The 12,069-nt window shown below is 39.0% G+C and carries 10 protein-coding genes; 9 read left to right on the top strand and 1 reads right to left on the bottom strand.

The features are described 5' to 3' along the window. The first annotated feature begins 55 nt into the window (after positions 1–55). From ACOKCT_RS07525 to ugd, 9 genes are all read left to right on the top strand, one after another. Positions 56–1,564 carry a lipopolysaccharide biosynthesis protein gene (locus ACOKCT_RS07525; RefSeq protein WP_263950446.1) on the top strand — a complete coding sequence of 503 codons (1,509 nt, stop codon included), beginning with the start codon at positions 56–58 and terminating at the stop codon, positions 1,562–1,564. 1 nt (position 1,565) lies between these two features. Further along, positions 1,566–2,429: a glycosyltransferase gene (locus tag ACOKCT_RS07520; protein ID WP_263950447.1), complete on the top strand. Its 864-nt coding sequence runs from the start codon at positions 1,566–1,568 to the stop codon at positions 2,427–2,429. A 9-nt stretch (positions 2,430–2,438) separates the two neighbouring features. Continuing rightward, complete coding sequence (locus ACOKCT_RS07515) at positions 2,439–3,482, top strand: EpsG family protein (RefSeq protein ID WP_263950448.1); 1,044 nt, start codon at positions 2,439–2,441, stop codon at positions 3,480–3,482. Further along, positions 3,479–4,330, top strand: a complete 852-nt coding sequence (locus ACOKCT_RS07510; RefSeq protein ID WP_263950449.1) for a glycosyltransferase — start codon at positions 3,479–3,481, stop codon at positions 4,328–4,330. Before ACOKCT_RS07515 ends, ACOKCT_RS07510 begins: the two co-directional genes overlap by 4 nt. Then, the gene (locus tag ACOKCT_RS07505; protein ID WP_263950450.1) at positions 4,327–5,067 is read left to right on the top strand and encodes a glycosyltransferase; all 741 of its coding nucleotides are present in this window, start codon (positions 4,327–4,329) and stop codon (positions 5,065–5,067) included. Before ACOKCT_RS07510 ends, ACOKCT_RS07505 begins: the two co-directional genes overlap by 4 nt. Before the next feature lie 294 nt (positions 5,068–5,361). Beyond that, the coding region (locus tag ACOKCT_RS07500) for a glycosyltransferase (RefSeq protein ID WP_420193335.1) at positions 5,362–6,198 on the top strand (837 nt) is incomplete at its 5' end. 41 nt (positions 6,199–6,239) lie between these two features. Beyond that, positions 6,240–7,859 carry an LTA synthase family protein gene (locus tag ACOKCT_RS07495; RefSeq protein WP_420193334.1) on the top strand — a complete coding sequence of 540 codons (1,620 nt, stop codon included), beginning with the start codon at positions 6,240–6,242 and terminating at the stop codon, positions 7,857–7,859. 186 nt (positions 7,860–8,045) lie between these two features. Next, positions 8,046–9,452 (top strand): NADP-dependent phosphogluconate dehydrogenase, encoded by a 1,407-nt coding sequence (gene gndA, locus ACOKCT_RS07490; protein WP_263950453.1) that lies wholly within the window; start codon positions 8,046–8,048, stop codon positions 9,450–9,452. 252 nt (positions 9,453–9,704) lie between these two features. After that, positions 9,705–10,871: a UDP-glucose 6-dehydrogenase gene (gene ugd, locus ACOKCT_RS07485; protein WP_263950454.1), complete on the top strand. Its 1,167-nt coding sequence runs from the start codon at positions 9,705–9,707 to the stop codon at positions 10,869–10,871. Between the two features lie 42 nt (positions 10,872–10,913). Here ugd and ACOKCT_RS07480 read toward each other — a convergent pair whose 3' ends face one another. Next, complete coding sequence (locus ACOKCT_RS07480) at positions 10,914–11,918, bottom strand: NAD-dependent epimerase (protein ID WP_263950455.1); 1,005 nt, start codon at positions 11,916–11,918, stop codon at positions 10,914–10,916. Positions 11,919–12,069: the final 151 nt, after the last annotated feature.

Below are 12,069 nucleotides of genomic sequence, written 5' to 3'. Positions count from 1 at the left end.
CATTTAATGTTTGAAGACATAAGATGATATTTTATCTATGAGAAAAAAAAGTGTAATGAAGTCATTTAAATATGGCTTTATTTTTTCCATACTAATAATGTTAATGACATTTTGGGTAAGGAAGGTATTTTTTGATACGCTAGGTACGGAGTTAACCGGTTATTATCTGCTTATAAATCAAATGCTAGGCTTTTTAAATCTGGCAGAGTTAGGATTAGGTACTGCTTCGACCTATTTATTATTCAAGCCATTAAATGACCAAAATAATAATTCATTATCTTTAACATTCTTTGCTATAAACAAAATTTATAAACTTATTCAGAAGGCAATTCTGGCAATAGGATTGATTTTAGCTACACTGTTACCTTTTATCGTAAAATCACAAATCGACCTTTACAACCTATATCTCCCGTGGTTGTTTTTTGTTTTTAGCACAGCTCTATCTTATAGTTATAGCGCTGAGTCGATTTTACTTACCGCCGATCAGAAAGTCCATTATCTCAGGATAATTAACGGTTTAGGTCGGGTGTTATGTTTTTTATTACAAATTATCATTCTCAAATTCGGCTTCGGCTTCATTTTATTTAGTTTTTTGGAAATAGTGTCTGTGCTATTCCAGATGTATTTCTTTAAGAAAATTGTAAGGCAACAATATTATTTAACGAGTAATATAGATATAGATGCATTAGTTGGAGTTAAAAAGGATATCTTTGCAGAAATAAAAAAAACCTTCATTCATAAAGTTTCTGGTGTTCTTATTTTTAATACCGATTATATCATTATTTCAATCTTTTTAAGCCTTTCTTATGTAACGTCTTATTCATCGTATATTATGCTGGCGCAGGCGATGTCCTTTTTAATTACCACGTTAAGCGTTCCACTTAATTCGGCATTTGGGCACTATTTGCATGAGAAAGGCAACGAAGCCGCTGTTTCAAAGTTCATGCAAATAAACACTATTTTTATGTGCGGCTCTTCGATATTCGCGTTTTGTTATTATACAGCTTCGAGCAGCCTAATAACACTTTGGCTTGGTAGCAATGTGGTATTGCCTAATCTAACTGTAGCTCTGCTGGCATTTAACTGTTTTTGCCTAATTGCAAGGACATCAGTCGACATCTTTAAAGTTGCCTATGGATATATGTCAGATACTCATCTTCCAATTTTAGAAGGCTGCCTTAATCTAATATTTTCTCTCATTTTAGTACAGTTTATGGGAATAAATGGCGTCATTATTGGAACGATAATTTCAAATGTTTGTATTATCATGGCGGCCAGGCCCTATTATTTGTATCTCAGAGCATTCAATAAAAGCACAAGCCAATTCGCAGTACATCATGCATCAGTTTGGATCCTGGCGCTGTTAACTGTAGCGGCATTATACTACCTCTTGATTGAAAAAATGGACTTTATAACTACGCTGCATGGAAATACATTAAGTCAGTTTGTCATTCATTGCGCTATCTTAGGTATGATTTCATCAGTCATCGGCGGTTTAATCTTTTTAATAGGAAGCAGAGACCTTCGGACGTTCATGAAACAACAGATTTTGAAAAGGGTTTGAAATGAGTCAAGTTATACCAATTGTTATAATGACAAGAAATGAAAATAATCTACTAAAAACATGCGTTGACTCAATACTGCAAACAACGAAATTTCCGTTCCATATATATATTGTAGACAATAACTCAAAGGATATTGAGCAAAATTTTATTCTTAATGATTACGAATCACATCCCAAAATATCAGTTTTAAAAAACAAAAATAATTTTTGGGTTTTGGGATTGAATAATCATCTTGATAAAATCAAAGATAATTCATTATCTGATTATTTTGTCCTTACCGATGGTGATATTGAATTTAAAAACCAAAATGAATCAACATGCTGGCTTAGCGATTTGATTGCTTTGATGGATGAGTATAAGTGTCTGGGTAAAATAGGCCTTTCATTAGAATGGGATCTGATAGCTAAAGATAACTTTTACCAAGAAATTTATGAACAGGAACTGAATCTATACAAAGAAAAACAAAAAATAGGTTCACTTTATATTTCGCCTGTCGATACAACAGCAGCTATTTACCGATGGGATTGGTCAATTACAGGATATAAGTTTTATCCCGATCATATTAGATATCTTCGCCCAGAGTTATATTCCTGTAGAACGCCGCGAAACTTTACAGTAATCCATCACGGTTGGATTAATTATAAATCTGAAATAGAAATCTCGAGTTTAGAAGAAAAAATAAAATGCTTTACAATAATGGGCGCCGATTTAAAGAAAACGCAATTACAACAGGTGAGCTTTAAAATAAGATTGTTTTATCAGATATTAGCAAAGCCAATGAAGATTTTCTGGGGAATGCGTAGGCGATATTATTTATTAAAATATTTTCTTCGCAAAGGAATGAGAAAGTTCGATAACCACTAGTAGGCCTAAATGTTAATCTATATAATTGTTCTGCTATTTTTGATTTTTTGTTGTTGTTTTGAAAACAATAGAAAATTCTTTTATTTAGGTATATTTGTCCTATTCATATTTGCAATTATGAGGGGGGATGAAGTTGATCGAGATTATAAAACATATATTAGTATTTATGAATACTTAATAAATGGTGATCAATATACGATTGAACCAACTTTTATATTGCTCACATATATATCTCATGCCTTTACAAATTCCCCGATTCTAATATTTGTTGTCTATGCGTTGATAGCGCTGTATTACAAATCAAAATATATTCGATATTTTTCCCCTTATATATGCTTGTCCTTGATTGTATATTACTCGAACTTTTATTTCATTCATGAGTTAACACAAATAAGAATAGGTGCTGCGAGTGCCATTGGTTTTTTTGCTCTAAAGCATCTCATAGAAAATAATAAAAGAAATTTTGTTGTTCTTGTTTTGTTATCGGCACTTTTCCATTTTTCAATGGTGGTATTATTTATAGCGTTGATATTTGATAAAAGGAAAATTAACAGTCAATTTATTTTAGTAACATGTGTATTGATAGGTATAAGTTATGGTTTAATATTCTTGAATATCAACCCCCTTCGCCTTTTGCAATATATACCTATTCCTGTTTTACAAGAAAAGTTTGCCATTTATACTTTTCAAACTGAAAATGAAATGATTGAGCCTGTCAATGTTATTTCTGCTATTCAGATAATCAGGCTTGGTGTGATTTTATTCATATTTGCTAATGCAAAAAAATTTGAAAATAACACATCAATAGTTTTGCTCTGCAAAATATATTCATTATCTCCTCTTTGCTTGGTTCTTTTATCGTCGTTGCCAGCCTTTGCGATCAGAGTAAGTGAACTATTTTATGTAGCAGATATAGTTGTATTACCAATGTTAGCAAGCTACTGCAAACAAAATCGAATGGTTAGATTTATTATAATTCTACTGTCAAGCTTTATACTCTTAATGAATTTATTTCACAATGAGATTGTTAAAGGTTATGAATTTCAAATATGAATAAAGTAATATTACCCATAGTTGTTTTATATAAAAAGCATATTCATGAAGCAGAAAGTATTAATACGTTACTTGACAGTGATAAAAAAGATACAATCAGCGATATCTATGTTTACGATAATAGCCCCGGCGGTCAAGACGATCCTTTACTGGTAGATAAATGCTATAGAGGAAGAAATGTAATTTATATAAAAGATCCCACTAATCCAGGGGTCAGTACTGCTTATAATGCCGGTTTGAAAAAAGCTTTGGAGTTAAGTTATAAATATGTCCTAATTTTAGATCAGGACACATCTTTCCCTCCCGAGTCATTGAGTGTTTACGAAAAATCAATTGAAAATTCTCCCAATGTCAATCTTTATGTTCCTAGCCTTATCACAAAGAAAGGCGAATATTGTTCACCTCTTAAATATGCCATGCATCGGGGATTTGTAATCGGGAAATTAGACTCGGCTGTTTATTCACTTGATACCTACTCACCAATAAATAGCGGTATGTTACTTAATGCTGAGGTAGCGCTTCGCTGCGGTGGTTATAACGAAAATGTCTATTTGGACTTCAGTGATTTTCAATTCATTGAGAGGCTTAAAACTATCTCATCTGAATTTTATCTAATGCCACTTTCATTACAACAAGACTTATCTAATGAGGATGAGAACTTTAACAACCTACTCATCCGATATGCAATTTACTGTGATTGTGCCAGAAATTGCCATCGAGAAAAGCTATATGATCATTTCATTTATTTTATGATGGTTCTGGTAAGAGGTTTAAAACTGGCTATTAGAACTAAAAAAAGTAGTTTTATAAAAGTTTTTTACAAGAAGTATGTGCGAGGGGAAAAATGATATCTGTTTGTATACCTACGTATAATGGCGCTAAATTTATAAAAGAACAAATAAATAGTATTTTACCTCAAATTTCCTCAGAAGACGAAATAATAATTTCTGATAACTACTCTACCGACAATACTTTGGACGTGATTAAAGAAATTAATGATCCCCGAATCAAAGTGTTTCTATTTCGACCGGATGAGCAGACAATAGACGTGAGTAATATTCTGGCTAAAGTTTCACTGAACGTCCAAAACGCTCTTTCTAAGGCTAATGGAGATTATATATTTCTTTCCGATCAAGATGACATTTGGCTTGAAGGTCGCGTTAATAAAGCACTGCCACTGCTGAAAAGTAAAGAGCCTACGGTAGTAGTCTGTAATTGTACAGTGGTTGATGAAAATGATAAGGTTTTAATTAAGTCATACTTTTCATATATCACTCCTAGCGCAAACATTATTCGCACTATAGTTAAAAGTTCCTTTCATGGTTGTTGTATGGCGTTTAATCGCTCAGTTGTGAATAAAGCAACACCATTTCCTCTCTATCCTATAGGGCACGACCTGTGGTTAGGTATGACAGGAAGTTATTACGGAGAAGTACATTTCTTAAATGAACCTCTTGTTTTATATCGTCGCCATAGTTCGACTGTCACCACGACCGGCTTTGCAAGTAAAAGAAGTTTGTTTGATAAAATTAAATATAGATTTTTTATCGTCGCATCATTTTTCAAATGTATTCTATTTAAGTAGTCGTTTGTTGTTATTTATAGGTCATTTTTATGAAAATTGCACATGTGCAGGTCATTCCAAAGTTATCTGGTGTCCAACAAATAACTTTAGATATTCTTTCTGGTTTAGATGAAAGCGATAAAGATACGAAACAAGTTATCGATAAGACTGTAATTTGTGGCGAACTTATTGATAATGATTTTAGAGAAATATTTGCTAACGCTGGGATCAAAGTCATCTCTATTAGATCGTTAAAAAGAAATATCGGCCTGCATGATTTGAAATGCTTTATTGAGTTGTATAGATTATTTAAANAAATATGACATTATACATACAAACTCAACCAAGCCGGGTATTATTGCGAGAGTAGCTGCAAGATGTTCAGGGTCGAAAAGGATAATTCATACAGTTCATGGTATCGCTTTTCATGCACATACTAATATTTTGACAAGGACTGTTTATTATATACTGGAAAATATTGCAACATTATTTGGGCATGTTAATGTCACCGTTAATAAAAAATACGTAAAGTATTATCCATTCGTAAAAAGCAAAGTTATTTATAATGGGGTTGATTTTACTCAGTTAACTCCTAATAAAAAGAACATCGAAAATGAAATGCATTTTGCATTTTTAGGTAGATTAGATGAGCAGAAAAATCCATTAGATTTTATAAAAGCAGCAAGTATTGTTTTACGCAATTATACTGGGGATATTAAGCCAAAATTCACGCTTGCTGGAGAGGGTGATTTACATGAACAATGCTGTAATATGATTGCTGATCTTAAACTAGAAAACCGAATCTCAATGCCGGGTTGGATTAAAGATAAAAATAATTTTTTTAATGATGTTGATGTATTATGCCAACCTTCTAAATGGGAAGCGTTTGGTCTTGTATTTGTAGAGGCTGCATATTTTAGAATACCTTCTATTGCAACTCATGTCGAAGGCATTCCCGAAGTGGTATTAGACTCTGAAACCGGGATTCTTTATAATGGAGATGCTGAGGCGCTTGCAGAATGTATGTTGGTTTATTTAAACAATCAAAGCATGATTGTTGAACATGGCAACAATGCTAAAAAATATGTTACTGAAAAGTTCTCGAAAGAGAGAATGATCGCTGAATATTCTTCTCTTTACTCCATCAAGTAATGTATTACAAAATTTCTTTTATGATAGCCAATTAAAACGCCATGAAATTATATAAAATAGATAGTTTTATCAAATATCTACCTGTGTTAGCAATTCTAATTTTTACTCTAACAATTTTATCATTTGCTACTACAAAAATAGAGATAATCCTATATTTTTCGGCAGAGATTATTTCCTTTTTCTTTGGTATTCTTTTTATAAAAAGTAAAGGGGCGAGGGGAGGGGTTTGGACTCTATTTTGTGTCATAGTTGGGATGCAGGTTTGTTCAATTGTCAATACAGGCGATTATATAATTCCTTTGACGCTAAGTAACTTATCGGAATTTCAAGCAGTAGGACATAAAATTTCATTTCAGGTCTCGATAGTTATTTTATCCTATGTAATGCTATCACTTTTGATTTACAAGTCAGAGCTTAAAGCGCCAAAAGTTATTTCGTTTTTATTATTACTAAGTTTTACTGTAATCAATGGCCCAGTTCATCATCTTGTCTCTAGCTTATATCAATACTATAAGCAGTTGACCTATAAGCCTAACTATAATTATCCAAAAATTGCAAATAAATTTCTAAAATTTGATTTTTATAACTATCAGGATTTAAAAGATTATTTTCCGAGCGGAGCCCCAAAAAATATCATCGTCATATTTACCGAGGGTATGTCAGCGAAAGTTATTGATAAAGAAAATAATTTGGGGCTAAATATTACACCCAACATGGATTCTTATTACTCTGAAGGACTAGTTTTTAAGAACTATTTTAATCATACGGCTGCGACCTTCAGAGGGTTAAGAGGACAGCTCAGTTCAGGTTTCCAGTATCGTGATGGTGTCGATGGAAAAGGCGAAGGTTTTTTTCAAAATGATAACGCTACAGTTTCCAAAAACTATAATAATCGCTTAATTTCTCTTCCTGAGATTTTAAAGGCCAACGACTACAACTCCTATTTTATTGCTGCAACTGAAGTACATAGCAATCTCAATACCTTGATGGAAACAATGCCCTTTCAGAAAGTTTATGGTATGGAGGATTTCAACTGGCATCAGAACGATAGGATGTCTGATAAGAAAATTTTCTCAGCTTTAAAAGAGGTTGTTTCTAAGCAAAGTGGTAAGCCTTTCTTTATTTCCATTTATTCATCTGGCACTCACCATGGTATGGACAGTCCTGATGAAAAATATAAATCTGGTAAAAATGCTTTTTATAACAAGTTTTTTAATTATGACTATCAGCTTGGCCAGTTCGTGAATTGGTTTAAAAATAGTCCGAGATATAATGATACCCTCTTAATTATTACAGCCGATCATTCAACATTTCCTGTGCCTGATTTTAAAAGTAGTTTTAACACCAGTTCTGACTATTTTGTCGATACAATACCGCTTATTATGATTGGTGCAGGAGTGAAACATCGTACTATAGATGCATATGGTAACAATAGTCTTTCTTTAGCACCTACAATCTTACAAATCCTTAACATAAATAATGGTCCTAATTATTTTTTAGGGTGCTCTTTATTCGACCTTACTTGTTCTAGCCCTTACTCGCATTTATCTGTAATTGGTGATGATTTTTATAAGATAATCAAAGGGAAAGACGGTCAATACCATGTTGACACCACTGAACCTCAGAAAGATGTAGTCGATTATTATAATGTAAGTGGTTGATTCCGTTTCCCTGGAGCACTGCGTTAGTAAGTGATTTTTCCGATAGGGTTGCACAACATATGCACGCTTGTGTTCTCTAACGCATCAATCGCTATCTTATAGATTAAAAGCTGAGTTAACATTGCTATTACACTTGTTCTGTGGGGAGAGTCCTCACAGAGGTCAACTTTAAGACAGGAGTTGCTAATGTCCAAACAACAGATCGGCGTCGTCGGTATGGCAGTGATGGGGCGCAACCTGGCGCTGAACATCGAAAGCCGTGGTTATACCGTCTCCGTTTTCAACCGCTCCCGTGATAAAACTGAAGAAGTGATTGCCGAGAACCCAGGCAAAAAACTCGTTCCGTTCTATACGGTTCAGGAGTTTGTTGAATCCCTGGAAACGCCTCGTCGTATCCTGTTAATGGTGAAAGCTGGCGCTGGCACTGATGCTGCCATCGACTCCCTGAAGCCGTATCTGGAAAAAGGCGACATCATCATTGATGGCGGCAACACCTTCTTCCACGACACCATTCGTCGTAACCGTGAACTGTCAGCTGAAGGCTTCAACTTTATCGGTACCGGTGTATCCGGCGGTGAAGAGGGCGCGCTGAAGGGCCCATCTATTATGCCAGGCGGCCAGAAAGATGCTTACGAGCTGGTTGCGCCAATCCTGACTAAGATTGCTGCTGTTGCCGAAGATGGTGAGCCTTGTGTGACCTATATCGGTCCGGATGGTGCGGGTCATTACGTAAAAATGGTTCACAACGGTATTGAATATGGCGATATGCAGCTGATTGCTGAAGCCTATTCTCTGCTGAAAGGCGGCCTGAATCTCACTAACGACGAGCTGGCGCAAACCTTCACCGACTGGAACAACGGCGAGCTGAGCAGCTACCTGATCGACATCACCAAAGACATTTTCACCAAGAAAGATGAAGACGGTAAATACCTCGTCGATGTGATCCTTGATGAAGCGGCAAACAAAGGTACCGGTAAATGGACCAGCCAGAGCTCCCTGGATCTGGGCGAGCCCCTGTCCCTGATCACTGAATCGGTCTTTGCACGTTATATCTCTTCCCTGAAAGAGCAGCGTGTCGCGGCTTCTAAAGTGCTGAGCGGTCCGCAGCCGAAACTGGCCGGTGATAAAGCGGAATTTATCGAGAAAGTTCGCCGTGCACTGTACCTGGGCAAAATCGTCTCTTACGCTCAGGGCTTCTCTCAGCTGCGCGCCGCGTCTGACGAAAACAACTGGGATCTGAACTACGGTGAAATCGCGAAGATCTTCCGTGCCGGTTGCATCATACGCGCTCAGTTCCTGCAAAAAATCACCGATGCCTATGCTGAAAACGCGGACATCGCAAACCTGCTGCTGGCACCATACTTCAAGCAGATTGCCGATGATTACCAGCAGGCGCTGCGTGATGTCGTCGCTTATGCGGTACAGAACGGTATTCCGGTTCCAACCTTCTCTGCAGCCGTTGCTTATTACGATAGCTATCGTGCCGCCGTGCTGCCTGCCAACCTGATTCAGGCGCAGCGTGACTACTTCGGTGCACATACCTATAAACGCACTGATAAAGAAGGTGTATTCCACACCGAGTGGCTGGATTAATCTGATTTAACTCAGTCATGTAGCGAAGCCCGGTGAACATCACCGGGCTTTTTTTATGTGTAATACCCTGCATTACCTCGGCTGATTCAACCGACACGCTAGAGCGCAGCATAAACCACTGTATTTATGCCTTTCTGTAGCCAGCCATACGCCTTGACATCAACTCGGCATACGAGGTAAAACCCCCAAAAGTTGCTTATTGCGGTGGGGCGGTAGTCGCTCCCGGACACTTAATCTAAAGAAGTTAACTCAATGAAAATAACAATCTCCGGAACAGGTTATGTGGGTCTCTCAAACGGGATCCTGATCGCGCAACACCACGAAGTGGTCGCACTGGATATCGTGCAGGCCAAAGTTGATATGCTGAACCAGAAGATCTCTCCCATCGTGGATAAAGAGATCCAGGAGTACCTGAGCAACAAGCCGTTGAACTTCCGGGCCACCACGGACAAAGTTGATGCCTACACCGGGGCCGATTTTGTCATCATCGCCACGCCAACCGACTACGATCCGAAGACGAACTACTTCAATACTTCAAGCGTTGAGGCGGTGATCAAGGACGTGACGGCAATCAATCCGAATGCCGTGATGATCATCAAATCGACCATTCCTGTTGGCTTCACTCAGTCGATTAAAGAAGAGCTGGGTATCGATAATGTCATCTTCTCACCCGAGTTTCTGCGTGAGGGCAGGGCATTGTACGATAACCTGCACCCGTCCCGTATCGTCATTGGCGAGCGCTCAGCGCGTGCGGAACGTTTTGCTGCGCTGCTGCAGGAAGGCGCAATCAAAAAGGACATTGACGTGCTGTTCACGGACTCGACAGAAGCGGAAGCCATTAAACTCTTTGCTAACACCTATCTGGCGATGCGTGTTGCCTATTTTAACGAGCTGGACAGCTACGCAGAGAGCCTTGGGTTGAATACCCGTCAGATCATCGAAGGCGTGTGCCTCGACCCGCGTATCGGCAACCATTATAACAATCCGTCCTTCGGTTATGGCGGCTATTGCCTGCCGAAAGACACCAAGCAGCTGCTGGCTAACTATCAATCCGTACCAAACAATTTAATCTCTGCCATTGTGGATGCTAACCGGACGCGTAAGGACTTCATCGCCGACTCCATTCTGGCGCGTCACCCGAAAGTGGTGGGCGTGTACCGTCTGATCATGAAGAGCGGCTCGGATAACTTCCGTGCCTCCTCCATTCAGGGGATCATGAAGCGTATTAAGGCTAAGGGCGTACAGGTTATTATTTATGAACCGGTGATGAAAGAGGATGAATTCTTCCATTCACGTGTGGTTCGCGATCTGGAGGCCTTCAAAAAAGAGGCGGATGTGATCATCTCCAACCGGATGGCGGAAGAGCTCTCTGACGTGGCGGATAAGGTCTATACCCGCGATCTGTTTGGTAGCGACTGATACAGCAGTTAAAAAAGCCCGGCATTATCGCCGGGCTTTTTCTTATACCTTGTAAAATCCGCGGTACCAGTCAACGAAGTTTTTCACGCCATCCTTCACCGAAGTCTGCGGTTTAAAGCCGATGACCTCATACAGGGCGGAGGTATCCGCGCTGGTCTCCAGCACGTCGCCAGGCTGAATCGGCATCATGTTTTTGTCAGCTTCAATGCCTAACGCCTCCTCCAGCGCCGTGATGTAGTCCATCAGTTCGACAGGGGAGCTATTACCAATGTTATAAACGCGATACGGCGCGGAACTGGTGGCAGGAGAGCCAGACTCAACCGCCCATTCACTGTCTGCCTGAGGGATCACATCCTGCAGGCGAACAATGGCTTCAGCAATATCATCGATATAGGTGAAGTCGCGCTTCATCTTACCGAAGTTATAAACGTCAATACTTTTGCCTTCCACCATAGCTTTGGTGAACTTAAACAGCGCCATATCCGGACGACCCCACGGCCCATAAACGGTAAAGAAACGCAGACCGGTCGTTGGCAGCCCGTAAAGATGGGAGTAGGTGTGGGACATCAGTTCGTTGGCTTTTTTGGTCGCAGCGTAGAGCGATACCGGGTGGTCAACGGAATCATCGGTCGAGAAAGGCATTTTGCGGTTCAGGCCATAGACCGAACTTGATGATGCGTACAGCAGGTGCTGGACTTTATTGTGACGGCAGCCTTCCAGTACGTTCAGATGACCGACCAGGTTAGCTTCTGCGTAGGCGTGTGGATTATCCAGGGAGTAGCGTACGCCTGCCTGCGCGGCGAGATGAATGACGCGATCGAATTTTTCATCGGCGAACAGGGTAGCCATACCTTCGCGGTCAGCCAAATCGAGCTTATGGAAGGTAAAGTTCGCGGACGTCAGAAGATCAAGACGCGCCTGCTTCAGGTTCACATCGTAATAATCATTGAGGTTGTCGATACCCACAACCTGATGACCCGCATCCAGAAGCCGCTTGCTGACATGTGCGCCGATAAAGCCTGCTGCGCCAGTGACCAGAAATTTCATAACTGTCCTCATCTATGACTTATCATGTCCGGTGCGTTAAGTACCGGATTTAAGGTATGATAACGCGATGCGCAGGGTTACCAAACATCATATTTTCGATATGCCTCATCGGATTCCTATAGAAAATCCGTCAACAATCGATAAACTATAC

The sequence above is a fragment of the Leclercia sp. M-A074-M genome, assembly GCF_965195605.1.
GTDB lineage: Bacteria > Pseudomonadota > Gammaproteobacteria > Enterobacterales > Enterobacteriaceae > Enterobacter.
The sequence above is the reverse complement of the archived record's forward strand: the minus strand, read 5'-3'. Positions and strand labels throughout refer to the sequence as shown.

Excerpts from the sequence above, each read along its gene's own strand:
- ugd (WP_263950454.1), top strand. The coding sequence starts at position 9,705 with ATGAAAATAACAATCTCCGGAACAGGTTATGTGGGTCTCTCAAACGGG.
- ACOKCT_RS07525 (WP_263950446.1), top strand. The coding sequence starts at position 56 with ATGAAGTCATTTAAATATGGCTTTATTTTTTCCATACTAATAATGTTA.
- gndA (WP_263950453.1), top strand. The coding sequence starts at position 8,046 with ATGTCCAAACAACAGATCGGCGTCGTCGGTATGGCAGTGATGGGGCGC.
- ACOKCT_RS07515 (WP_263950448.1), top strand. The coding sequence starts at position 2,439 with ATGTTAATCTATATAATTGTTCTGCTATTTTTGATTTTTTGTTGTTGT.
- ACOKCT_RS07480 (WP_263950455.1), bottom strand. The coding sequence starts at position 11,918 with ATGAAATTTCTGGTCACTGGCGCAGCAGGCTTTATCGGCGCACATGTC.
- ACOKCT_RS07495 (WP_420193334.1), top strand. The coding sequence starts at position 6,240 with ATGAAATTATATAAAATAGATAGTTTTATCAAATATCTACCTGTGTTA.
- ACOKCT_RS07510 (WP_263950449.1), top strand. The coding sequence starts at position 3,479 with ATGAATAAAGTAATATTACCCATAGTTGTTTTATATAAAAAGCATATT.
- ACOKCT_RS07520 (WP_263950447.1), top strand. The coding sequence starts at position 1,566 with ATGAGTCAAGTTATACCAATTGTTATAATGACAAGAAATGAAAATAAT.
- ACOKCT_RS07505 (WP_263950450.1), top strand. The coding sequence starts at position 4,327 with ATGATATCTGTTTGTATACCTACGTATAATGGCGCTAAATTTATAAAA.